The organism is Pseudomonas sp. CLCA07, from assembly GCF_053615335.1.
Map to the genome: position 1 here is coordinate 322,456 of NZ_CM132131.1, position 22,632 is coordinate 345,087.

Genomic DNA, 22,632 nt, shown 5'->3' on the forward strand with positions numbered 1-22,632 from the left:
CCATGTACAAACTTGAAGTTCAGGACCTGCATAAAAGTTACGGCGCACACCAGGTACTCAAGGGCGTGTCCCTGCAAGCACAGGCCGGTGACGTGATCAGCATCATCGGTTCCAGCGGCTCTGGAAAAAGTACGTTCCTGCGATGCATCAATCTGCTGGAACAACCCAATGCCGGCAATATCGTGCTCAATGGCGAACCGCTCAAGCTGGTGACCAACAAGCTTGGCGGGCTGAAGGCGGCCGAACCCAAGCAGTTACAACGCATGCGTTCGCAGCTATCGATGGTGTTTCAACACTTCAACCTCTGGTCACACATGAGCGCTCTGGAAAACGTCATGGAAGCCCCGGTGCATGTGCTGGGCCTGGGCAAGAAAGAGGCACGGGAAAAGGCCGAGCACTACCTGAACAAAGTCGGTGTGGCGCACCGTATGAACGCCTGGCCGGCGCATATGTCCGGTGGCGAGCAGCAGCGCGTGGCCATTGCCCGCGCACTGGCGATGGAGCCGCAAGTGATGCTGTTTGATGAGCCGACGTCGGCGCTCGACCCCGAATTGGTCGGCGAAGTGCTTAAAGTCATGCAGGATCTGGCGCAGGAAGGCCGCACCATGGTGGTGGTGACTCACGAAATGGGCTTTGCCCGCGAGGTTTCGAACCAACTGGTGTTCCTGCACAAGGGCGTTGTCGAAGAACGCGGCGACCCGCGGGAGGTGCTGGTCAACCCGCAGTCCGAACGCCTCCAGCAGTTTCTGTCCGGGAGCTTGAAGTAGGACCGCCGCGCCCCCATCCACTGCTCGGCGCTGCCCTGACAAGGTTGGCTTCGGATACACTCCAGCCAACCTTGTCAGGGCATCAGGCACAGCCCTTCTCTCACCTTCAGGAATTGTTGAGCTGGATATGCCAACCCCATCGAAAGACACCACTGTCTATGCCGCTCCGGTCATGCGCAAACTGACGGAAATCGTTTCCGAACTGCCGCCGTCACTGCGCAAGGTGGCGGACTTTATCCTGCGTCACCCGCTCAAAGCCGCGACGCTGACCATCGAGGAGATGGCTCACGAAACATTGACCTCACCCGCCGCCGTCAACCGTCTGGCCAAAGCGCTGGACCTCGGTGGTTACAGCGGCATGAAGGCCGAACTGGTCGCAACGTTGCAGCAAATGGTGTCGCCGGTCGACAAACTGCGCAACGAACTTGCCCATCGCCCGGGCGGCGCGTTTGGCCTGCATGAGCAACTCCAGAGCGCCAGCAGCAACCTGACTACGGCAACGAGCAACAACCACGCCGACACCTTTGAAGCGTTCGTCACTCGCCTGACCACGGCACGCAAAATCTACATTCTGGGGTTCGGCAACAGTGTTTACTTCGCCGGCCTCGCCGCCTCGACCCTGATGCCCTTCTGTGCCGACGCCACGGCCATCAGCATGGAGGGTGGCAACGAAAATGCCGCGTACCGACTGGCCGCGATCACCGATCAGGACGTATTGCTGGCGATCTCTCTGCCGCGCTACTCCCTCGACACCCTGCAACTGGCACGCTTCGCCAATGAACGTGGCGCATCGGTGCTGGCAATTACCGACTCACCCGCCTCACCGCTCACCGGCATCGCCGAGCACACGCTGTTTGCGCCGTGCGATCACCCGGTGCTGACCAGTTCCAACATCGCCGTGCTTGCCTTGATCGAAGGCTTGGTCGCCGGCGTGATGGCGCGCAATAAAGAAGCGGTGAAGCTGGCAACAGAACTGACAGAAAGCGTGATGTCGTACCTGCATATTCCTAACAGCGGTAAACCAGCGAAAAAGTGATTTCGTTCTGGTTTTTACCTGATAGACAGCAACTCAACCGCGCACCAGGTAAGCGCCTGACGGAACCCGATGTCGCAGCTTCTTGCATTTGCCGGGTGGGGGCTGATGTCCGGGCGGGCGATCGGGAAACCAGATGCGGCATTTACCCGGAGGCGGCCAATGGCCGCGGGGAATTTCAACCTCCCCGTACGCGGGCTCTGGCTCGACCGAAGTCACTTGCAACTCTGCTTCGGGATTGGACCTGCCAGCCGTTGGCAAATCCGATACCCACTCTTCATTTGCGCGAGCGAAGTTGCCTGCGTGAGGTTCCGCGTCCGGAGTAAATTGTTCAGCAGTGGCCATATCTGCTTCGCGACGTCTTTGGGCCTCCTCTGCGAGCCCTTTCTGTACTGCGACCAAGTCCTCACTGGCGTTGGGTGAGGTACCCGAAGCCTTGGCCTGCTGCGCAGCCTGGATCAATTGGAGGTTGCGGTTGCGTAACTCGACGTTGCGACCAACCCGCATGTTCGAGCGCGCCGCCAACGTTTCAGCCTGCTGGTACTGTCCCTGCTGAAGACGCAACACGCCGAGGTAATGCAGCGTCGCGGGATTGTTCGGCTGGATATGCAGGGCACGCTCCAGCGTGGCAGCTGCTTGGTCCAACTGGCCATTTTCATACTGCCGCGAGGCGGTTTCGATCAGGGTGGTCGATGCGCTGTTACTTTGCGAGGGCGCTCTTCGCTCGGCAGCAACCGAGCAAAGCGACGCGACGGCGCAGAACGCCAGGATGAGACCCGGCAGAAAACTCTTGTTTGGCATCAGGGGCGGACTCGGCTGATCTGAGACGGCGCTGCCGTAAAACAGGCACCATCGCTGCTCGGCATCTCCAATACAGCGCCGGTACTGACCTGGCCAGCGCCCTGAAGTTCCCGCTGCAACGGCCACTGCGCCTTCACACGTTCATTGCAATGGCGAAAAAGCCGCTGGCAGGTAAATCGTCGAGCGCATGTCACGCAGTTGCGGACCGGAGTTCTCGGGTGGCCAGACACCGTCTGCCACGGCTTGAGTCCGCACTTGCAGGCGCTGCTCCAGGGTCGACCACGGCCAGATGTGCAGGTAGCGCGGCAAGGCACCGTCGGTGGCATAAAACGCCGCATACACCGGCGAATACTGCTCGGCGGTACGCGGTTCCACGGCCTTGATCCAGCCATCGAGTGTCGGTTGCAACCCGGAACTGACCAGGTCGTACACGCGCATTTCGTAATACGGCCCGTGTTTTCCGGCGCTCAAGGGAGTGAGGAACGGGAACAAGCTGTAATTTTCGATTCGCAGGTCGGTGATAAAGGCGTTAATACCGAAGGCTTCGCCCTCCAACAGAAAGCGCTCGCGCTCCGCTTGCCGCAGGCCTTCGTCGGCATAACCGCGCAGCACGGCAATTTGATTCAGCTGGCCGATTTCCGACGCCCAGCACCCCATCAGCGTGCCTCCCACTCCGGGCTTGGCCAACGCGGCCTCGATTCGGACCAGTGCCTCTGCAACGGTCCGCACACGCACCGTAAAAGTAATCAGTTCAAACAATCGCATAACGTGCTCCGCTCATTCGTTGCCCTTAGCCTAAACCAGAGCCTCAAAGGCGAGATATTGAGACGAACCCCTTGGTGTACGGCGATCACCTTAGCGTTCTAGGTAGTTCCTTTATGTAGTTCCTTTATGGCAACCGTCAGCAGGTAAACCCATGCAAGTCCGCTCGCCTGTATGCCAGGTTTCGAGGACTCGCTTCATCATGCCTCCTGCGCAAAGAGCTGATCGAGCCACGCGAGCGCATCGGCACGATTGGAGATGTCTGCGACGAATTCCTGACCACGTGCGGCGGCCTCCAGAGTCCCGGACGACGACCAGCGCTGCGATGGGTGATAGGTCAGGCCAACTCCGCCGCGTGCTGGGTTCAACCAGTCAGGTACCGACCAAATGGACGGACGCGGCGCACGACTCTCGGTCAGTCGAAAGCCCGTCTTGAACAGGCCGAACCCCGGGCGATCGGTTATACGACCGTCCAGCATCAGATGGTCGGCAGCAATGTAAAGCGTGTTGTTTTCCTTCCAGCCGGCCCGGGTGTGCGGGTGTTCTTCGAGCCAGGGGTAGTGCTCAGCCGCGTGTGTTCCATCGACACCCAAAGGGAAAACCTCGCCGATTTGCAGCCACCCAAATACGCGATGTTCGCGTTGCCCCGTGTATGACCAGCGGCCCTGGATTTGCATCACCGGCCGGAACAACCCCCAGAAGAGGAACAAATCGCCGACGCCGACACCTTGCCCGGCGAGATGACTCTGAGCTGCGGCAAGCTGACCGAGCGCCCCGCGCCATCCGGACGCGCGAGGGCGCACGCTGGAATCAAGATCTGGATCGAGGTGGCATGGAGTTGCTCTGGTGTGGCGGCCTCGGGTGAGTTGTTCGATGAGGGTCGGGATCGGTTCGGTCAGGTCGCCGAAGGTGATGGGCGTTGGCATGCGAGTGGGGATGGGGAGCGAGATTGGCCGCCCCTCCACGAGCGGGCTAGGAACTCCGCCGGCGCTGGAGTCGAAACCTTTGCGCGAGAGTATGAGTTTCATAAGCCGCCGCCAGTGGTGAGGTGCCGCTTGAAGTTGTGGTGTCCTGAGTTGGCCAGCGCAGACAAATCCAGCAAAAAAGCCTGAGGAGGCGAACGCAGCACATGATGCTGCGTACTCGCCTGTCACTCAATGCGGCGCGCGAGGGATCGTCTTGAGCAGGTCTTCGGGACTGATGTGACCAACGATCGGTTCCGAGACACTGCCCGGCAGCGGCAGGTCAAGGATGTGGCCCTTGATCTTGCCGATGACGTGCATTTCGCAAGGTTTGCAGTCGAACTTCAGCGTCAGCACCTCGTCACCGTGCACCAGTTGCATCGGCGCGACCTTGGTGCGTACACCGGTGACACCTTTGGCTTGCTTGGGGCAAAGATTGAAGGAGAAACGCAGGCAGTGCTTAGTGATCATCACCGGCACTTCCCCGGTTTCTTCATGGGCCTCAAACGCTGCGTCGATCAGCTTGACGCCGTGGCGGTGATAGAAGTCCCGAGCCTTCTGGTTGTAGACGTTGGCCAGGAATGACAAGTGCGATTCCGGATACACCGGTGGCGGATTGGTTTCGGCCTTGCGATGACCTCTTGGGTGGGCGAGCAGACGGGCCACGGTCAACGCGTCAATCACTTCACGGCGCAAGGCTTTGAGCTGCGAGTTGGGAATGAAGAACGCCTGGGGTGCATCCAGCTCGATGGCGGTGGCGTGATAGTCCGTGGTGCCCAATTGACCGAGCAGATCGCGCAGTTGCTCCAAGGCCTGCTCCGGCTTGTTGGCCAGACCGAACGGACCGTCCAGAGACAAGCTGGCACTGACGCCCTCTTCGCTCGTGGCTGTCAGTTGCAGGCGCTGCTCATCAAGACGTGCAACCCAACTCAAACCGATACGACGCTCGGCGGAGGTCTTCTGCAAGGCTTGCTGCCAGTTATGGTCAAGGTTGCGGCTCAATGGATGGTTAGGCCGCAACTTGAACATCCCATCCGGCATCTCGTTGGGTTCGACACGGTAGCGATAGCGCTTCTGACCCTCTTCGAGGAATTCACCCTTGGGCTCGGCGATGTTGGCGCGAAAGCCCACCACCTCACGCTTGATCTGCACGTTAAGGCCATCACCATTGGACAGCGGTTCAAAGGTCACCACCTGCAAATCACGCTTGCCCACCTTCTCCACCACGCCCACCGACAAGCCAGTGAAGGTCGGTGAGTCGAAGGCGCCGATGTCGATCTTGCGCTCACTGACGAAGTAGTCGGTGCTGCCACGGTGGAAGGTCTTGTCCGGGTCGGGCACGAAGAAGTGTGCGGTGCGGCCGCTGGATGCCCGAGCCAGATCCGGACGATCTTCAAGCACGTCGTCCAGACGCTGACGGTAATAGGCCGTGATGTTCTTCACATACCCCATGTCCTTGTAGCGCCCTTCGATCTTGAACGAGCGAACGCCGGCTTCGACCAACGCACGGATGTTGGCGCTCTGATTGTTGTCCTTCATCGAGAGCAGGTGTTTTTCGTAGGCGACTACACGGCCCTGGTCGTCCTTGAGGGTATAAGGCAAACGACAGGCCTGGGAGCAGTCGCCACGGTTGGCGCTACGACCGTTCTGTGCGTGGGAAATATTGCACTGCCCGGAGAACGCCACACACAACGCGCCGTGGATGAAAAATTCGATCGCCGCATCGGTCTCGTCGGCGATGGCGCGAATCTCTTGCAGGTTCAGCTCGCGGGCCAGTACCAGTTGGGAGAAGCCAGCCTGGTCAAGGAACTTTGCCCGCGCCAGGGTCCGGATGTCGGTCTGGGTGCTGGCGTGCAGCTCAATCGGCGGGATATCCAGCTCCATCACGCCCAGATCCTGAACGATCAACGCGTCGACGCCAGCATCGTACAGCTGGTGGATCAGCTTGCGCGCCGGCTCCAGTTCGTTGTCATGCAGAATCGTGTTGATAGTGGTGAACACTCGGGCGTGGTAGCGACGGGCGAACTCCACGAGTCGGGCAATATCGCTGACTTCGTTGCAGGCGTTGTGCCGGGCGCCGAAGCTCGGGCCACCGATGTACACGGCGTCGGCACCATGCAGAATGGCCTCGCGAGCGATGCTCACGTCACGGGCGGGGCTGAGCAATTCCAGGTGATGTTTGGGAAGAGACATATTTTTTATCTGGTTATCACGGTCGAGGTGCGCATTGTAGCGGGCAAAAACGTGATGGGCACGTGGGGCGACGGAATGGATCCTGTCACTCACCCGTGACATCCAGAGTGTCAAGGGTCTCGGTCCTGACAGGCAGCTTTCGTTCGACCTACACCACCACGGTCAACCAGGCCGACACCAGCAGCAAAAAAGCCAGTGCATGGTTCATGCGTTTGAACGCCTGTGGCGAACCAAAAAACCGGGCACTGCCCACGCCGAGCAACGCCCACAGGGTCATGCACGGCAAGGAGACCAACAGAAACACCAGCGACAACACCACCAGCCGCATGGTCTTGTCGCCGCCACCGACAAATACGCTCACCACCGCCACCGCCATCATCCAAACCTTGGGGTTGACCAATTGCAGGGTGGCGGCGCCGACCACGCTGAGACCTTCGTCGCTCGAGGTGGCCGGGTCCAAGGATGGCGGCGCACTTTGAAAGATCTGCCAGGCCAGCCAACTCAACCAGAGCACACCGGCCCAGGCCATTGCCTGCTGCACACGCGGAAACCGCAGCAGCGTCTCGCCCACGCCGAGCCCGACTGCAAACACAATCAGTGCCGCCGCCACGCATGCGCCAAAAATGATGGGCAGTGTGGCACCCAGCCCCCACCGCGAACTGTGACTCAACACCAGAATATTGGTCGGTCCCGGGGTAATCGAGGCAACGAACGCAAACAGCAGGAAAGGCAAGAACGATTCCATGGCTCAGACTCCCTGAAGGCGTATCGAAGGGGCGGAAAAGAACAGCGAAAAGGACATGGCATGGACTCCTTGATCAAATAGGAAACCATGGTCGCGAGTCGGCGGGATTCAGTCTGGAAGGTTTGAGCAGCGCTTGCGGTAATCCGCGGGTGTGAGCTGGTAGGCACGGAGAAACCAGCGCCCCATATGGCTTTGATCGGCGAACCCGAGTGCACTGGCCACCTGTGCCGGCGACTCACCCCGCGCCAGCAACTGCCGTGCCTTGGCCAGCCGCAGCTGGATCAAATAAGCATGAGGCGCCAGCCCAAAAGCTGCCTTGAAGGCCCGCGTCAGACGAAAGCGATCAACACCACAGGCTTGGGCCAGATCATCCAGTCCGATGTCCTCGTAGGCATGGGTATGCAGATAGTCACGCGCAACCTGGGCCACCAACGGCAGGCGCGGATCAAAGGTCTGACGCTTGCGCCAATCAAGGTGGCAAGTGAGCGAACCCAACAAAGTGTCGATGGCACTCTGGCGCACGATGCGCAAGTCACCCTCATGGAGCGCGTGGAAGGCTAGATAAATGGCAGTGGCCAGGCCCGGATCCTGACTCAGGGTGTCGGCAAAACCCGGCTGACTGTTGGTCGGTGCGTGCTCAAACAACGCGAGCAACTCCCGTTCCAGCCAGTGCGGATCGAGGTAGAGCATGGAATAGGTAAACCCCTCCTCGGTGGGCGCATGCCCATCGTGAATCTCCCCCGGCTCCAGCATGAACACCTTGCCCGGCGTACTGAGGTGGCGAACGCGCCGGCAATTGAACTGCTGCACTCCCTGCTCGGTGACCCCCACCAGATAACTGTCATGCCAGTGCGGATCGTAGGCATGTCCCTGAAAATGGGCACGAATCGATTCAATCCCGGTATCGGCATCCTGGGACAGCTCAATCCAGTTGCGTTTATCCACGCAAGGCTCCAGAGGTAATGATTCAGCATTGAACTGTGCGGACGACTAAATTACCGCGCTTTGGAAAAGCACGTTTAGAAGATTTGTGCAGGTGGGTGCTGAGCCATAACTGCCGGTCGTGACCGACAAGGCGCTGCTGGCCCTGACTGAACCAACCACCGCCGCCATGCCCGCGGAATATTTTGGTTCTGTCATGAATAGCCAAGCGACTGTCGTCGAATGACAAGCGCCCCCGATTCGGGGGCTTTTTAATGGGAGCCATAAAAAAGCATCTGGCGATTGAGCCAGTCTGGTCGCCCACAAGGCGAACGCGACGGCTGCACCTGCGTCACGAGTTGCTTGGTACGCCAAGCAGGAGAACAACAATATGAACTTCGTGAAAAGTTTTCTGGCTGCTCCACTCCTCATGGCCCTGACCATCGATGCACAGGCCTATGTATCGAATCAGGAAGCCGCCCAACTGGGCACCAGCCTGACGCTGGTAGGCGCTGAAAAGGCCGGTAATGCCGATGGTTCCATTCCGCCTTATAGCGGTGGCTTGACCACTGCCCCGGCCAGTTTCAAGACCGGTGACAGCATGCGCCCGGATCCCTATGTGGACGAAAAACCACTGCTGATGATCAATGGAAAGAATGTTGACCAGTACAAAGGCATGCTGACTGCCACCACCGTCGAATTGGCCAAGCGCCACCCCGACTACCGCATCGACGTGTATCCGACCCACCGCACCGCATCGCTGCCGCAGGCGGTACTGGACAATAGCCGCAAGAATGCCACTGCCGCCACGTCCCTCAACGGTGGGATAGCCTTCGACAATGTTTTGCCCGGTGTGCCGTTCCCGATCCCGAAAACAGGTGCCGAGGCGATGTGGAATTTCCTGCTGCGCTACCAGGGCGTCAACATTCGTTCCAAGTACGATTCCTGGAACGTCGACTCGGCAGGAGTGGCGAGCCTGGCGGTCACCGGCGAGGCATTCGTCTCCTTCCCGATTTACGAGAACCTGTCGAAGCCCATCAACAACTCCGACCTCTACTACCAGTTGAAACTGTCCTATACCGGACCTGCGCGGCGAGCCGGCGAGTCGATCATGCTCAAGAACGCCACCAACCCGCTGCAGCGTCCTGGCCGTGCCTGGCAGTACATGCCGGCCCAGCGCCGGGTCAAACAGATTTCGATCCTGGCCTACGACACTCCGAACCCCGGTACCGCCCGTGCACTCGAACTGTACGACTGGACGCTGGTGGGCAAGCAAGAAATGATCGTGCCCTATAACACCTACAAACTGACCTATGCCCGGGATGCCAAGTCGCTGACTACCCCAAACTTCATTTCCCCGGACTTCGTACGCTGGGAAAAACACCGCGTCTACGTCGTCGAGGGCAACCTCAAGTCCGGTGCAAAGCACATCTACCAGAAACGCCGCTTTTACTTGGACGAAGACACTTGGGCCGCTCTGGCCTCCGATCAGTACGACACGAGTGGCCAGCTTTACCGTGGCTCCTTCGCGTTCCTCAGCCAGAGCTATGACCAGCAGGTCCCGGATGCCACGCCTTTCATGACGTACGATCTGTCGCGCGGCACCTACAACATCAATGGCGTGGTAGGTCCTCATGGTGGAATTCGGTATACGGAAGCGCTATCGACGGCGCAGTGGGTGCCAGAATCCATGGCGGGTGCCGGTATTCGCTAGGTCCGGGGTTATACCGCACAGACAATGAGCCTTAGCTCAGGACGAGACACTGAAATGCATAAAGCCCCGCCCCCTCAAAGGGGACGGGGCTTTTTACTGCACACCATTTTGAAACAACGCCCTCGCCTACCCTTGTGGATCTACGTGATCAAGCACTCGGTTTACCGGCAGCTCTGCCAGGGAAATCATCTGCTGGATGGCTAGCGCTATGTTGCATTGCGGGGGCGGTGAGGCAGTACTTCCCGAAAGGAACTGACCTTGCGGATCACTCGCAAGACACGCTAGTGCAGAAAGAGGCCTTCCAGTGTGAGACTGGAAACGACTGCTTTGGGTCGGTTTCAGGCGGTCGTGGCAGGCAGAAGTCGGCCCAATACTACCGGTCGATCCGCCCGGAAAATGCAAATGCTATTCAGTCCGGCTCCTTGGATTTCAATTTCTGTCCAAACCATTTGAGTATTTTCTCAACGAGCTTTGCGTCTTTCTCCGAAAACACTAGCTCTGCCCCCTCCGGTATTGCAGTCAGCCTGCGCTTCATTCCACGAATATGCACACTACGAAGTCCAATCACTCCGATACCACCAATTCCGACCAGGCAAGCTACTGGGACAGCTATTGGAGTCGAAGAGATCAGACCGGCAGACATAAGCATACCGGTAAGGCCAGTGGCTCCAATGGACGTGCCAAAGATTCCTGCACTACCAATAATCGCGCTGCCAGCACCGGTTACTGCTGCTGTACCCATTCCTAATGCCGCAAGAGCAGTACCGCCCACCGTGTAGATAATTGTCGAAATCGCTGCAGTACTGAGATATGTCCCAGCCACATACCCTGCGGCCGAGCTTACTATCATGCCTCCAGCGGCATGTGGAACCAATGTTCCACCAGCCGCGAGAGCTGCAAGAATGGGTACGATTGGTAGTGGCATGCTCTGCTCCTTTGAGACGGTTGCCGCCCTTCACGGCAGGCAGCAATCGGCCCAGGCTGTGTGAACACATTTTGGAGCAGGTTTTACAGTCAGGACTGGAACGAAAATCGCGCTCCTACGCAAATTTCCGGTCTGCTGATTAACCAAACGCTGGCAGATTTTACGTAGCAACGCAGACTTCAAAACGGCGCATGCGTTTTCACACAGCCTGGACCAGACGGTGGACACAGTGATGGCAAATGGGTAGCGTTACCGATGCCGCTTTCGAATCCAGAAGGCAGCAGGGCTTACCGCCGCCCTTGTCGTGTTTCTCTCAGGGCGATGTCGCGTTTGCCGCAACCACGTCTAAGCTAGACAAGCACTTGCAGGGCGACAAGGAGCGTTATACGACAAGCCATCGCAACAAGAAACTCGACATGGCATGTCGTCTAATTAGTAGTTAGACCTCAGGAGAGATCCCCGATGCCCAGAGAATTCGAGCTCATTACGTCCGTGCCAGTCCCCTCGAGGTCCGGCATCTCCCACCTTTACAAGTCAATGAACCTAGCGGACGCTTTTGCGATTCGGCTCCCTGCGGGCACATCTAGCAATCCAGATTTGCTAGCTCGATTCATCCTTTCCCACCAGCCATCCTGGATCGGATGGCTCACGAAAGTCCGAGACACTATCGTTGCCTGTTTCGGTCTCAAGACAGCCAAACACTTGGCATCACTTGCTAATCGGATTGGAATCTTCAAGGTCTACAGCACGAACCAGACTGAAATCGTGTTGGGAGAGGACGACAAGCACCTCGACTTCCGGATATCGGTTCTGTGTTCTGGAGAGGCAGAGCCAGAAGGCAGTCACCAACTCGTTTTTTCAACCGTGGTCCAGTGCCACAACCGTCTAGGCCGAGCCTACATCTTCGTCATTGCCCCATTTCACCGCTTGGTTGTTAAGGCCAGCCTCCTCCGTGCAGCGCAAGTCGGTTGGCCTCTGGCTACCTGCCCCTAAAGCTGAGGACGCTGTGTGCCCCTGAGGTCAACCCTTCCATCGAAAGGCTTGTTCCGGCAAGCCCGGCCCAGCCGCTCATGTCAAACGTCAGGCCTCCAGGATTCATTCGCGCCATCTGCCGTTCACCATTAAAGGAATGGAAAATATGTCCAGGTCTGCGTTCAGTGCCAAGGTCTTCGCCATCTATTTGTTCGTCGTGGGTGCCGTGTTAGTCGTCGCGCCGAACTTCTTGCTGGCGATCTTTCGGATTCCACCAACCTCCGAGGTCTGGATTCACGTGGTTGGCGTTATCGCGTTCAATATCGGCATCTACGCATGGGTCGCAGCCAAGCACGAAAACAAGCCATTTTTGGAAGCGTCGGTGTACACGCGCTTCGCCGTCTTCGTGGCCTTCACTACCTTCGCTGTCGCTGGCCTCGCCAGTCCAATGATCGTTCTCTTCGGAGTAGCGGATCTTTTTGGAGGCATATGGACCTACTTCGCACTGAAAGCCGATGCTCAGTCGATCAGGCCTATCCTGGCGGGCCAGCACTGAGGCCTAACTCTTCCATCGAGCGGACGTTAGGTTCAGTAAACATATGCTCAATAGACATTCAAGAATGGGAAAGCCAAAGGAAAAAGGAGGGGAAAGGGGACTGATTTATTTTCTTACTTCGAATGTCAGCTTCGGGTCGATTCTGTTGAAAAAGTCGGCTCGCCCAAATGACCTGAATATTGTCTGGTGAAAACGCCATTTTTACACGCTGCTACGTGAAATCTGAGCCCGGAAGCCTCTGCCAAAAGTAAAGATTTCAATCTCAGGCGCGTATTTTTCTGCCGTGGAAACCATGGCCGACTTTTTCAACAGAATCGGCCACAAGCGGTCATTCCTGACCGCTAGCAAGCGGCCTTACGATTGCACTGCCTGGATTGCTGGCCTGACGCCTGTGCACGATGCCCTGCAACCAGGCATCACTCCCTGTTCAGCACATCGATGATAGGGCAAGCAGCCCCGCCGTCGCCTGCATCGCACTCCTGCACCAGTCCGCCCAGCACCTGCCGAATTGCGGCAAGGTCGGCCATCTTTTGCTCGATCAGGGCCAGTTTGCGCACGGCCAGTGCTCGAGTCTCGCGACAAGTGCAGGCCGCATCAAGTGTCAGCAGTGCGCCCACCTCATCCAGCGTGAATCCCAGCGCCTGCGCCCTCTTGATGAAGCGCAACCGTTTGACCTGCTCCGGAAGATAGCACCGATAACCGCTGAGCGGCTTTGGCGGCTCATCCAGCAAGCCGCGTCGCTGGTAATAGCGAATAGTCTCGATGTTCACCCCGGCAGCTTCCGCCAACTTGCCGATACTCAGCCCTGTCGCCATCACACGCCCCTTGATTCTGTACTCGGGTACGGAGTGTAGAGTGACTCTAAGTTAGATCGATTCAATGGAGAAAACGATGGCTCAACAGATCGGCGGATCCTGAGGCGTTGACCAAGGCGACGACGAATGCAGTTTTTCCCTCCACCATGCACAAATGAGGCAACCATGAGCACCGTCATCCTCGAATCCGTGTTGACCTGCCCGCATTGCGGTTTCGCCAAGCAGGAGGCCATGCCCACGGATGCCTGCCAGTTCTTCTACGAGTGTGGCAGTTGCAAAACCCTGCTACGCCCGAACCCCGGTGACTGCTGTGTGTTCTGTTCGTTTGGCACGGTGAAGTGCCCGCCGTTTCAGGAGCAACGCGGATGCTGTGGTACGGCCTAACCTATGTTTATTCCGTTTATCAGACGCCCCTAACGCGCCTCCAACGGTGGTTATGGGAGGTTAGTGACATGTGGAATCACGCTCTGGTGCTCGTGATGACCTACCTGACTATCACCCTCACCATCGGCTGGTTGTATACCATGGCTCTCCTGTATTGGCTTTGACCCAATTGGTGACGATCGGTCGGTCCGCTAAGCTTTTAATATTTCGAATGGATTCTGGAATCACTCACAAAACTCAGTTGAGGTTGCGAAACGTGAGAGCCAGATTGATTGGGGCCACCATCATCATCGCGGTGATTGGTGTGACGACGCATAAGGTCATGGAATGGACATCTATCGAGAACGAGCGAAAGGATTCGGTGTGCAAGGCAGCGCAGCAGCATTTGAAAACCCTGGAAAGTCGAGCGCGAGCGATGGCTGCGGGACTGTCTATCGAAGCTTACGCAGAGGCCGAGAATACTGAGGTGGACAAATTGGTCAGCGCCTTGGATACCGCAAACAATGATGCTGAGGTTGAAGCTGTCATAGACGCACACGCTGCCCAGTTAGAGGCGAAAGACGCTGCAACCGATGCAGAATTGAAAAACCAAGGGAATCAGGTTTTTCTCGAACAGCAACTCAAAAAACAGCGCATTACCACTGATATCAAGCAAGAAATCAAACGCACCGAGAAGGCTGTAACTGAGGCCTGTGATTAGCGTTCGCTCCAAGTTTCGCCCGCCCCCTCTAGCCAACGCTCAAAAACGTTTTCACGCAGCCTGGGTCGTTTGTGGCCCTTCCTGACAGGCAGAAATCGGCCCAGAGTGTGTAAAAACGCTTTCTTGAACCCTTGCTATGATTTCTGAGGATTTCATCGCAAGGATCGCCCATGAAGCGCTTTATCCAAGGTGAACATCGAGGCCAAGGCACCTTACTTCCCGAAAGCCTCGACGACTACGTCAGCGATACCAATCCGGTGCGCATAGTCGACGTTTTCGTCGATGAACTCGACCTGGTCAGTCTGGGTTTTGATGGTGCTATTCCGGCTGACACAGGCCGGCCTGCTTACCACCCCGCAATCCTGCTGAAGATCTATATCTACGGTTATCTCAACCGCCTCCAGTCGAGCCGACGTTTGGAGCGAGAAGCCCAACGCAACGTCGAGCTGATGTGGCTGACCGGGCGTTTGATGCCGGATTTCAAGACCATCGCCAACTTCCGAAAAGACAACAGCAAGGCCATCCGAGGCGTCTGTCGCCAGTTCGTCGTGCTGTGTCAGCAATTGGGACTGTTCGGAGAAAATCTGGTCGCCATCGATGGCAGTAAATTCAAAGCAGTCAACAACCGCGACCGCAATTTCACCAGCGCCAAACTGAAGCGGCGAATGGAAGAAATTGAATCGAGCATCAGCCGTTACCTGGCGGCACTCGATGCTGCCGATCGGCAAGAACCCACAGCTTCCGAGCCCAGCGCCGTGCGGCTGGAAGCGAAAATCGCCAAGCTCAAAACTCAAATGAAGGAGCTTCAGGCGATCGAAATCCAGCTGAATGAATCGCCGGACAAACAAGTCTCACTGACCGATCCAGATGCCCGTTCCATGATGACGCGTGGCACGGGAATCGTCGGCTACAACGTGCAAACTGCGGTCGATACCAAGAACCATTTGATCGTTGCGCATGAGGTGACCAACGTCGGTTCCGACCGAGATCAACTCAGCTCGATGGCCAAGCAGGCCCGCGAGGCGATGGCGTCAGATACGTTGTCGGTGGTGGCTGATCGAAGTTACTTCAAAAGCGAGCAAATCCTCGCTTGTCACGATGCAGGCATCACCGCCTATGTACCCAAGCCGATGACCTCTGGAGCCAAGGCTGACGGGCGTTTCAATAACGATGCCTTCGTCTATGATGCGGCAAAAAACCAATACATTTGTCCAGCTGGAGAGGCGCTGATCTGGCACTACTCCTACGTTGAAAAAGGCCTGAAGTTGCATCGTTACTGGAGTTCGAAATGCCAGGGCTGCGCGTTGAAAGCACAGTGCACGCCGAGCACGGAACGACGAGTTCGACGCTGGGAGCATGAAGCCGTCTTAGAGGAGATGCAGCTTCGGCTGAGCAACGCGCGAGAGATGATGCGCGTCCGAAAACGGACGGTTGAGCATCCCTTCGGGACGCTCAAACAATGGATGGGTGCGACGCACTTCCTGACCCGAAAGCTGGCCGGGGTGGGTGCGGAGATGAGTTTGAATGTGCTCGCCTACAACATGAAACGGGTCATGAAAATCATCGGTGCTCACGGTTTGATGAAGGTGCTGTTGGCATAAAAAAGGCTAGTTTTGGCCCATCCCTGAGGCTGTAAAAACAGCGTTGACGTGTTCCAGGTCGCGACCGATGTGAGCCGCAGCATTGACCGCGCGATCGCTCAGCCAACGAACGTCGATGATCCAAAAAAATGCGGCCGTGAGCGTTTTTACACACTCTGGGCCAGAAGCGGCCCTTCTCGCCCCGTTAAATCCACGTCGCCTTAGGGCAAGCCCCCCTACTAAAAGCAGTCGGTGAAATTGGGCCGCTACTATCCCCATAAATGGGGTATTACACCCACCTACCGGGTGTTTACCACCTAATTTGAGTCTCGCTTGGAACACTGAGATACAGCTTGTTAATTAACTTGAACTTTTTCTTCGCCCTATTGCAATGGCTCATTCATTGCTTCACCCCTTGGTACCCGCAACAGCTGTCGTCCCGGACATCATGGAGACGGCGGGGCTTGCCTGATTCGGTATGACGCGAGGGGTGAAAAATGAAGCGCGCGACACCACCATGCAGCTCCATCGCCTTACTGCTCAGGTCAAGCCCGCCCTGTACGATGCTCCATACCCTGACCACCGCCAGCACCGTGCCGCTGGATGATTTCGGCTCGCCACCACCGACGACCCTCTCGGCGTTTAACAATCCGCCGGACGACCTCAAGGCCGCGCTGGATGTGCTGACCTTGCCACCAGCCAACCCAGGCGCGATTGTCCTGCCCAACGGCGTGTTCGGTGACCGGAACACGCCACGGGCTGACAACGTGCTTCAACCAAACTTGCAGACATCATTCAAAATCCCCACCAACGGCAAGCCCAGCCAATTGTTCAGGGCTCAGCCGTACACTCAGCAACTGCTGTGGCTCGAAGAATTCGGCACGGAAAAACTCGACCCGACACTGCCGGCGCCAACGTCATATGCACTAGCCGTTTGTGTTCACCCTGGTGCTGCTGTTCCTCGGTTACATCGGCCTGGCACTGAGCATCTGGCCGAACATCATCCCGCCATCCGTCAGCCTGTGGGCGGCGGCATCACCGGCCACCAGTCGGCTGTTCGCCCTGATCGGCGCGCTGTTCTTCCTGCCGGTGACCCTGATGAACACCTTCTGGAGCTAACCGTGTTCCGTGGAAAAGGGAGAATTGGTGATGTCTTCCACTAATAGATCAATTGCTGTAATCACGAAAAGGCCGAACACCCTTTATAAGCAGCTTGCTCAGTTGAGCCTAATATTTATCACGTTGCTGATTATGCTGGCGTTGTCCACTGTACTGGCGATGGAGTTGGCCCTTTGAGCGCTCTGACCTGCCGGCTCCGATGGCGGTCGATCCTGACTTGGCCAAGACGATCATGAAGCGATTCATTGAAGGCTAGGCGCGAACTCAAGTCATCTTGCTGCCGGAGTGCTTGGACGATTAGCCACGCAAGGTGTGTTGGGTGGACGCTTATTTCTCACGATTCATAGAGAGTGGTCGATAGCCGATTGTCATGAGCGCGGGTACGCATGGGCATCGACTCAGAGCCAAGTCCAGAAGCAAGAGAGTTTCACGGCCGGGTTTCCACCTCCACAAATGACCGAAATCGACCCAAGCCAGTCCGGTCGTGACAGGCACAAAACGGCCGATTCTGTTGAAAAAGTCGGTCTGCCCAAACTGCCTGATCATTGACTGGTGAAAACGCCTTTTCTGCACGCTGCTACGTGAAATCCGAGTCCGGAAGCCTCTGCCAAAAGTAAAGATTTCAATCTCGGACGCGTACTTTTCTGATGCGCAAACCATCGCCGACATTTTCAACAGAATCGGCCAAATGCGGTCTTTCGCAGGCGTCCAGGAAACCAGAGGCGATTCATTTTTACCTGCTTCTGCAGCAGAAATTGGTAAGGAGTCTAATATTGAAATGCGATAGATCGGTCCATCCCATATTTGCGTAATGATGCGAGGGACCGTTGGCATGTAGGCGGCTCCAACACTGGACCGGTGTTGGCTATATGGATTTAACTTTGGAGGGAACCATGAACCATCTCATCGCCACCGACGAGCCACCTGAAGCCGTTCGCCTCGTGGTCAAGGTTTACGCCTATTTGCTGCTCGCAGGATTTGCGTTTGCTCCGGCCTATCTGATTGGCTACTTATACTTCTTTCAGGACCCCACGCTTCTATTCGAGAATCACCTGTTCCATGTAATTGCGATCACGACAGCCACCTTGGAAGGCTTGTTTGTTACTTACGTAACGTGGCGCTGCTATCAGTCATCGGGAGATCCGCTGCTGCGATGGATGACGCTTGGTTTTCTCGGTTTTGTACTGATCTACGCGTTGCATGGTGCGTTCACGGGGCAAGCACACCACAATATCTGGCTGTTCCTGCTTTATGGACCGGCCTCTCGACTGGTCATGTCGATTCTGCTGTTAGTCGGAATGCTGTCGTACCACCGCCCACCTGATGCTGCGGACCAACGAACGAAGGCCCGCCCGTGGTTGACCTGGATAGGACTGTTCCTGCTGGTTGACGTGGCAGTGGCGTATGTCGCGAATTCGCCGATCGCCGGCAATCTCTCGGTGCGCCTCTCAATGGAAGGTGGTGCCCTCGTTCTTTCCACATTGACCGTGGCAATACTCCTGCTACGCCGTATCCGTTCGCCGCTGATGATGATTTTTGTCATCTCGGTCACCGCGTTCGCGCTGTCATCTCTTGCCTTCATCCTTGCACGTCCGTGGAACCATATGTGGTGGCTCGCTCATGCGATCTTCGCCGGTGGATTCTTCATGTTGAGCTATGGGGTAGTGCAAGCGTTCCTCACCACGCGGTCGTTCTCGAAGATTTACAGCCAAGAGGAGTTGATGGTGCGTCTTGCCGAAGCGATGGCGTATACCGAGAGTGCCCTGCAGGAACTCCAGCGCACCAATCAAGAACTCGGGCAACTTGCGGCGACCGATCCACTGACAGGCGCTGATAATCGGCGTCGGTTCATGGAGCGGGTCGAAGTCGAAATCGGCCGGACCAAACACGGCGGTGCGCCATTCTCCGTATTGGCACTCGATCTGGATAATTTCAAGTCCATCAACGATCGCTTCGGGCATCAGGTTGGCGATGACATCCTGAAGAGTTTCGTGGAGAAATGCCTCGATTCGATCCGGCCGTATGACGGCGTAGCCCGAGTGGGCGGGGAAGAATTCATGATACTGCTACCTCAGACTTCACTTGAAGGCGCGCACGTAATCGCTGAGCGTCTGCGAAGCACCGTTGCAAATAATTCTTTTTATGGCCTGCAGCGGTCAACCGTGGTCACAGTGAGCATCGGCGTATCACAATCTGGCCGCGACGGTGACACCATCGAGGCAATTCTGCGTACAGCCGACCAACGCCTATATCACGCTAAACACGAAGGCCGTAACCGTGTGGTCACTACCATCAAAACCAGCCTCCAACCTCTGCCCTGACCATTGTCTCGAAGTCGCTGAAAGCGTCGGCACCGATACCCGGCTTTGCGCCACAGCATTGGGCGTTATTCGGTCTCCACATTCGGAGCGCCCCTTTCACAACGTGCAGGCTACGCTTGGCTTCAACCAACTTTGTAGAGCGTCCTGGTCTGCCAGCACCGGTACCAACCTCAGGTCACGGGCTGAGCTTCAAATGCGCATTGACTTTCCCGCTTTTGGGATCAACAAACCAGTACTCATTATTAGCCACCTTCACCTGACTGCATTCCGTTGGATAGTCTTTCGGTATAACGCAAACAACACCCTCGTTGAGGGTCCAGCGCTCTTTTTCGGACGGGTTAGGCGCCATCTCGAACACGTCTGTTCCATCGGGAGAAAAGCTGATCGTATACGGATGACTGCCTTCCCGGGTGGTTCCGTACAGCTTCTTACCCATCAACGTGCCGTGAATTTGCTCATCATTTAGCGTTACCGCGGATGCAGGCACTGGTGGTGGTTGATAAGCGCTGCTTGTTGTACAACCTGCCAGACAGAACAACAAGATGAACGTGCTGAGCTTTGATAAAGTCATGCCACACCTTCCTTGTATTTGCCGAAAAAATATTCGGTAAATCAAAGCTTAGACAATACTATTTGACAACCTGACGCAGGCGCCGAACGGTTGACGCTCATGGAAAGCGTTTGTTTTTTATTGCGATACCCGTGATGCCATAGAAGTATCCGAATGGCTGATTTGGGTTGTGGATTCAACCGGTCGATGCAACAGAGAGAAATCGGCCAACAGTTGACGGTGGCTGGAGCTATGGCAAACGTGCACCTATGCTTGGGTCTGCTGGAAGAACTGATCGAGCATTCCGTGCTGCTCCGTCACCTGTGCGCAATATCCGTCAAAGGTCATCCGGGCGTATCAGTTTCAGCACATCTTCGATGATCCTGGAACCAAGCCAGTAGTTTCCCTGACTTTCGAAAATCCTTTGCGCCATGCCCTTCCTCAGTTTGAGTCGTCAATGCTTCAAACTTCCCCCAGGGAGAAAACCATTGTGCACATTCTCAAACCAATCGCCGTACTAACGTCCTTTTTTACAATGATGCTGCCGGTGCTGACCTCTGCGCAGGCGGCTACCGACATTCCACCCGCAATCAAGACGCCGGATCGTGTCGAGACCCGAATCGGCGTGCTGGAATTTAAAGATGGCGCTCCAAGCGCCAAAACCGCTCAGAATGTTTACGACACACTGGCGTTCACACGCAGTGTCGATGCATTCGTGAACAGTTTTTCGGGCGCCTCGGCCTATGCGATTCGCGAGGGCTTCCACAGCATTGGCGCTGAAGACAACTCGGTGGTCATCTTCTCCGAGTTGATGGACTCCAACTCGCTCTTTCTCACGGCCAACGCCGATACTATCTACACGGTGGCAACGCTCGACTTGACGAAAGGACCGTTGGTGGTTGAAGTGCCACCGAAGGCTCTCGGCACGCTTAATGACATGTGATTTGGCTGGATCATCGACATAGGCGCACCCGGACCTGATCGGGGTGAAGGCGGTAAATACCTGATTCTGCCGCCAGACTACGATGGTCCTGTTCCTGATGGCGGTTACTTTGTCGGCCGCTCGAAAACCAACCATGTGCTCTACGCCGTTCGCGCCTTTATGGAGAACAACGACCCGAAACCTGCTGTTGATCTCATCAAAGACAAGCTGAAGATCTACCCCTACACACCGGGTGGCTACGGCACCAGCATTGCCACGGCACTCGACGGCCAAGTCCGGTTGGAGCCGATCCCCTCGATACCGCCAACGAAGTTCATCGAGGGCAGTGGCAAGTCCTTCAACACTATCCCGCCTAACGATTTTTCATACTTCGAGATGCTCGACAAGCTCGTACAGCTGGAACCCGCCACCTCGTTCAGCCCGGAACTCATGGGCGAATTGGCGGCCATTGGTATCGTGAAGGGCAAACCCTTTGTTCCGGACGAGCGGATGAAGCAGATCCTCAGCGACGCGGCAGCCGTGGGCAACGCCGCTGGACGAGTGCTGAACTGGCGCGCCGCCGAGTATCCCGGCTGGGCCTATTACCTGAACTCGATGTGGGCCAACATGCTGTGGCAGGGCGGCTTCAATTTTGAAACACCGCCGCCGTTGATCACCAAGGAAGGCTTGTTCAAGGCACTACCGCCGACTGGCGCGCGTACGCTTGATTCCCGCACGGCCTTCTACTACGGCTACACAATGGATTCGCCGGGCATGATCATGCGGCTACCCAATGTTGGCTCGCAGTACCTCATGGGTTTCTCTGACGCCGACAAGAATCCCTTCGATGGCGCAAAGACCTACAAGGTGACCCTGCCACCAAAGATCCCTGCGGCGAAATTCTGGTCCTTTACCGTCTACGATAACCAGACGCGCTCCATGCTCCAGACACCACAGCGCTATCCGCGTGCAGGCAGTCAAACCTACCCTTCACCGGCGGCCGTCGAAAACGCGGATGGTTCCATGACCATCTACTTCGGCCCTTCCAAACCAGCGGACGCCAAAGCTGGCAACTGGATACAAACCATGCCCAACAAGGGCTGGTTCCTGCTCCTGCGCCTCTACAGCCCCCTTGAGTCGTTCTTCACGAAAGAGTGGCGCCCGAGCGAGGTCGAACTGGTTCGGTGAGACAAGGTCACGGTCAGCACAACCTCCCGGGCGGTGTTCAGTTTCACGCCGACTCTCAGGGAGCTTTGGAGAAATTGAGCCGTACCGTGAACCAGCGTCAACCGAATCACTCCGCCATGATCGCCTGATACTGCTTCTGGTACTCGGCATAGGGAAGGTTTTGATCCATCAATACTTTCACGCGCGCTTCCTTGTATTGAGCAGGAGTCAGCATTCCAACCGGAACCGACGGGAGCGTAGAAGCTGAGGCTTGGTTAGCTGGCGTGATGTTTCCGATGCATTGATATTTGACGATCATCTGACCAGTGGTGCAATTACCCCAGCCATCGCGGGCCTGGCAGTTCTGGGTTTTCCCACCGAAGAGTTCGGCGCGGTTGTAACCCCAAACCGCACATTTGCTGTTTGCAATTGACTCGGCTTGCTTATAGTCAACGACCGGTGTCTCAAAGGGTTTGAAATCATAAGCCATATCAATCGAGCCGTCCGCTCGGCTCCCGCCGGTTGCGTAGAAGTCTTTACGGCTGGAGCATCCTGTTACCACAACAGCCAGCATGACCAGAAAAAGTAGCTTACGCATGGAGGAAATCTCGTTCAGTTACAAGAAGCACAATGATGGCAATGTGCCTTGCCTCTGTCTACAAAAACGATTCTTGAATGGACGAACGATTTAAATAAAGACGGCAGCAATGAGCCCAGGCTCCA

Annotated in this window: 20 protein-coding genes and 4 pseudogenes; 13 read left to right on the forward strand and 11 right to left on the reverse strand. The window is 56.6% G+C overall.

Annotation, left to right across the window (positions count from 1 at the left end; genetic code table 11):
• Positions 1–2 precede the first annotated feature (2 nt).
• The gene (locus ACWGZX_RS01560) at positions 3–767 is read left to right on the forward strand and encodes an ABC transporter ATP-binding protein (RefSeq protein ID WP_452627004.1); all 765 of its coding nucleotides are present in this window, start codon (positions 3–5) and stop codon (positions 765–767) included.
• Between the two features lie 127 nt (positions 768–894).
• On the forward strand, positions 895–1,803 hold the full coding sequence (locus tag ACWGZX_RS01565) for a MurR/RpiR family transcriptional regulator (RefSeq protein ID WP_223517535.1): 909 nt from the start codon (positions 895–897) through the stop codon (positions 1,801–1,803).
• 33 nt (positions 1,804–1,836) lie between these two features.
• On the opposite strand, the gene ACWGZX_RS01570 is transcribed toward ACWGZX_RS01565, so the two are convergent.
• The 6 genes from ACWGZX_RS01570 to ACWGZX_RS01595 all read right to left on the reverse strand — a co-directional run bounded on the left by ACWGZX_RS01570 (position 1,837) and on the right by ACWGZX_RS01595 (position 8,208).
• Entirely contained in the window at positions 1,837–2,601 is a 765-nt protein-coding gene (locus tag ACWGZX_RS01570; protein ID WP_452627005.1) for a tetratricopeptide repeat protein, read from the reverse strand.
• Between the two features lie 141 nt (positions 2,602–2,742).
• Positions 2,743–3,366: an NIPSNAP family protein gene (locus ACWGZX_RS01575; protein WP_452627006.1), complete on the reverse strand. Its 624-nt coding sequence runs from the start codon at positions 3,364–3,366 to the stop codon at positions 2,743–2,745.
• A 197-nt stretch (positions 3,367–3,563) separates the two neighbouring features.
• A complete protein-coding gene (locus tag ACWGZX_RS01580; RefSeq protein ID WP_452627007.1) occupies positions 3,564–4,391 on the reverse strand; it encodes an Nmad3 family putative nucleotide modification protein in 828 nt (275 codons plus the stop codon).
• Positions 4,392–4,517: 126 nt separating this feature from the next.
• Positions 4,518–6,518 (reverse strand): peptidase U32 family protein, encoded by a 2,001-nt coding sequence (locus tag ACWGZX_RS01585; protein WP_452627008.1) that lies wholly within the window; start codon positions 6,516–6,518, stop codon positions 4,518–4,520.
• Between the two features lie 148 nt (positions 6,519–6,666).
• Positions 6,667–7,263, reverse strand: a complete 597-nt coding sequence (locus ACWGZX_RS01590; protein WP_452627009.1) for a LysE family translocator — start codon at positions 7,261–7,263, stop codon at positions 6,667–6,669.
• A 108-nt stretch (positions 7,264–7,371) separates the two neighbouring features.
• Positions 7,372–8,208 (reverse strand): AraC family ligand binding domain-containing protein, encoded by an 837-nt coding sequence (locus tag ACWGZX_RS01595; RefSeq protein WP_452627010.1) that lies wholly within the window; start codon positions 8,206–8,208, stop codon positions 7,372–7,374.
• A 367-nt stretch (positions 8,209–8,575) separates the two neighbouring features.
• Here ACWGZX_RS01595 and ACWGZX_RS01600 point away from each other — a divergent pair, with 367 nt between their 5' ends.
• On the forward strand, positions 8,576–9,898 hold the full coding sequence (locus ACWGZX_RS01600) for a DUF1329 domain-containing protein (RefSeq protein ID WP_452627011.1): 1,323 nt from the start codon (positions 8,576–8,578) through the stop codon (positions 9,896–9,898).
• Between the two features lie 126 nt (positions 9,899–10,024).
• On the opposite strand, the pseudogene ACWGZX_RS01605 reads toward ACWGZX_RS01600, so the two are convergent.
• Together ACWGZX_RS01605 and ACWGZX_RS01610 are read right to left on the reverse strand one after the other, a co-directional pair.
• A pseudogene (locus ACWGZX_RS01605) lies at positions 10,025–10,120 on the reverse strand (DUF6124 family protein); the annotation flags it as partial.
• Between the two features lie 187 nt (positions 10,121–10,307).
• Positions 10,308–10,823: a hypothetical protein gene (locus ACWGZX_RS01610; RefSeq protein WP_452627012.1), complete on the reverse strand. Its 516-nt coding sequence runs from the start codon at positions 10,821–10,823 to the stop codon at positions 10,308–10,310.
• A 462-nt stretch (positions 10,824–11,285) separates the two neighbouring features.
• Here ACWGZX_RS01610 and ACWGZX_RS01615 point away from each other — a divergent pair, with 462 nt between their 5' ends.
• Complete coding sequence (locus ACWGZX_RS01615) at positions 11,286–11,816, forward strand: DUF2867 domain-containing protein (RefSeq protein ID WP_452627013.1); 531 nt, start codon at positions 11,286–11,288, stop codon at positions 11,814–11,816.
• A gap of 145 nt (positions 11,817–11,961) precedes the next feature.
• Positions 11,962–12,351, forward strand: a complete 390-nt coding sequence (locus ACWGZX_RS01620; protein ID WP_452627014.1) for a hypothetical protein — start codon at positions 11,962–11,964, stop codon at positions 12,349–12,351.
• Between the two features lie 416 nt (positions 12,352–12,767).
• Here ACWGZX_RS01620 and merR read toward each other — a convergent pair whose 3' ends face one another.
• A complete protein-coding gene (merR, locus tag ACWGZX_RS01625) occupies positions 12,768–13,166 on the reverse strand; it encodes an Hg(II)-responsive transcriptional regulator (RefSeq protein WP_223517523.1) in 399 nt (132 codons plus the stop codon).
• 165 nt (positions 13,167–13,331) lie between these two features.
• Here merR and ACWGZX_RS01630 point away from each other — a divergent pair, with 165 nt between their 5' ends.
• From ACWGZX_RS01630 to ACWGZX_RS01655, 6 genes and pseudogenes are all read left to right on the forward strand, one after another.
• Positions 13,332–13,550, forward strand: coding sequence for a GDCCVxC domain-containing (seleno)protein (locus ACWGZX_RS01630; RefSeq protein WP_452627015.1), 219 nt, complete (start codon positions 13,332–13,334; stop codon positions 13,548–13,550).
• A 271-nt stretch (positions 13,551–13,821) separates the two neighbouring features.
• Positions 13,822–14,250 carry a hypothetical protein gene (locus ACWGZX_RS01635; RefSeq protein ID WP_452628947.1) on the forward strand — a complete coding sequence of 143 codons (429 nt, stop codon included), beginning with the start codon at positions 13,822–13,824 and terminating at the stop codon, positions 14,248–14,250.
• A gap of 170 nt (positions 14,251–14,420) precedes the next feature.
• On the forward strand, positions 14,421–15,851 hold the full coding sequence (locus ACWGZX_RS01640) for an IS1182 family transposase (RefSeq protein WP_452627016.1): 1,431 nt from the start codon (positions 14,421–14,423) through the stop codon (positions 15,849–15,851).
• Between the two features lie 542 nt (positions 15,852–16,393).
• Positions 16,394–16,744 (forward strand): annotated as a pseudogene (locus ACWGZX_RS01645) (copper oxidase); the annotation flags it as partial.
• Positions 16,740–16,993, forward strand: a pseudogene (locus tag ACWGZX_RS01650) (cytochrome d ubiquinol oxidase subunit II); the annotation flags it as partial. The pseudogenes ACWGZX_RS01645 and ACWGZX_RS01650, both read left to right, overlap by 5 nt.
• Before the next feature lie 849 nt (positions 16,994–17,842).
• Complete coding sequence (locus tag ACWGZX_RS01655) at positions 17,843–19,270, forward strand: GGDEF domain-containing protein (protein ID WP_452627017.1); 1,428 nt, start codon at positions 17,843–17,845, stop codon at positions 19,268–19,270.
• Between the two features lie 175 nt (positions 19,271–19,445).
• Here ACWGZX_RS01655 and ACWGZX_RS01660 read toward each other — a convergent pair whose 3' ends face one another.
• Positions 19,446–19,841, reverse strand: a complete 396-nt coding sequence (locus ACWGZX_RS01660) for a hypothetical protein (RefSeq protein ID WP_452627018.1) — start codon at positions 19,839–19,841, stop codon at positions 19,446–19,448.
• A gap of 517 nt (positions 19,842–20,358) precedes the next feature.
• Between ACWGZX_RS01660 and ACWGZX_RS01665 the strand changes: the two are divergent.
• A pseudogene (locus ACWGZX_RS01665) lies at positions 20,359–20,925 on the forward strand (DUF1254 domain-containing protein); the annotation flags it as partial.
• 630 nt (positions 20,926–21,555) lie between these two features.
• Positions 21,556–21,930, forward strand: a complete 375-nt coding sequence (locus ACWGZX_RS01670; RefSeq protein WP_452628948.1) for a DUF1214 domain-containing protein — start codon at positions 21,556–21,558, stop codon at positions 21,928–21,930.
• Between the two features lie 106 nt (positions 21,931–22,036).
• Here the strand turns inward: ACWGZX_RS01670 and yecR are convergent, their stop codons facing one another.
• Entirely contained in the window at positions 22,037–22,507 is a 471-nt protein-coding gene (gene yecR, locus ACWGZX_RS01675; RefSeq protein WP_452627019.1) for a YecR family lipoprotein, read from the reverse strand.
• Positions 22,508–22,632 lie beyond the last annotated feature (125 nt).

Excerpts from the sequence above, each read along its gene's own strand:
- ACWGZX_RS01560 (WP_452627004.1), top strand. The coding sequence starts at position 3 with ATGTACAAACTTGAAGTTCAGGACCTGCATAAAAGTTACGGCGCACAC.
- ACWGZX_RS01565 (WP_223517535.1), top strand. The coding sequence starts at position 895 with ATGCCAACCCCATCGAAAGACACCACTGTCTATGCCGCTCCGGTCATG.
- ACWGZX_RS01570 (WP_452627005.1), bottom strand. The coding sequence starts at position 2,601 with ATGCCAAACAAGAGTTTTCTGCCGGGTCTCATCCTGGCGTTCTGCGCC.
- ACWGZX_RS01575 (WP_452627006.1), bottom strand. The coding sequence starts at position 3,366 with ATGCGATTGTTTGAACTGATTACTTTTACGGTGCGTGTGCGGACCGTT.
- ACWGZX_RS01580 (WP_452627007.1), bottom strand. The coding sequence starts at position 4,391 with ATGAAACTCATACTCTCGCGCAAAGGTTTCGACTCCAGCGCCGGCGGA.
- ACWGZX_RS01585 (WP_452627008.1), bottom strand. The coding sequence starts at position 6,518 with ATGTCTCTTCCCAAACATCACCTGGAATTGCTCAGCCCCGCCCGTGAC.
- ACWGZX_RS01590 (WP_452627009.1), bottom strand. The coding sequence starts at position 7,263 with ATGGAATCGTTCTTGCCTTTCCTGCTGTTTGCGTTCGTTGCCTCGATT.
- ACWGZX_RS01600 (WP_452627011.1), top strand. The coding sequence starts at position 8,576 with ATGAACTTCGTGAAAAGTTTTCTGGCTGCTCCACTCCTCATGGCCCTG.
- ACWGZX_RS01610 (WP_452627012.1), bottom strand. The coding sequence starts at position 10,823 with ATGCCACTACCAATCGTACCCATTCTTGCAGCTCTCGCGGCTGGTGGA.
- ACWGZX_RS01615 (WP_452627013.1), top strand. The coding sequence starts at position 11,286 with ATGCCCAGAGAATTCGAGCTCATTACGTCCGTGCCAGTCCCCTCGAGG.
- ACWGZX_RS01620 (WP_452627014.1), top strand. The coding sequence starts at position 11,962 with ATGTCCAGGTCTGCGTTCAGTGCCAAGGTCTTCGCCATCTATTTGTTC.
- merR (WP_223517523.1), bottom strand. The coding sequence starts at position 13,166 with ATGGCGACAGGGCTGAGTATCGGCAAGTTGGCGGAAGCTGCCGGGGTG.
- ACWGZX_RS01630 (WP_452627015.1), top strand. The coding sequence starts at position 13,332 with ATGAGCACCGTCATCCTCGAATCCGTGTTGACCTGCCCGCATTGCGGT.
- ACWGZX_RS01640 (WP_452627016.1), top strand. The coding sequence starts at position 14,421 with ATGAAGCGCTTTATCCAAGGTGAACATCGAGGCCAAGGCACCTTACTT.
- ACWGZX_RS01655 (WP_452627017.1), top strand. The coding sequence starts at position 17,843 with ATGAACCATCTCATCGCCACCGACGAGCCACCTGAAGCCGTTCGCCTC.
- ACWGZX_RS01660 (WP_452627018.1), bottom strand. The coding sequence starts at position 19,841 with ATGACTTTATCAAAGCTCAGCACGTTCATCTTGTTGTTCTGTCTGGCA.
- ACWGZX_RS01670 (WP_452628948.1), top strand. The coding sequence starts at position 21,556 with ATGGGTTTCTCTGACGCCGACAAGAATCCCTTCGATGGCGCAAAGACC.
- yecR (WP_452627019.1), bottom strand. The coding sequence starts at position 22,507 with ATGCGTAAGCTACTTTTTCTGGTCATGCTGGCTGTTGTGGTAACAGGA.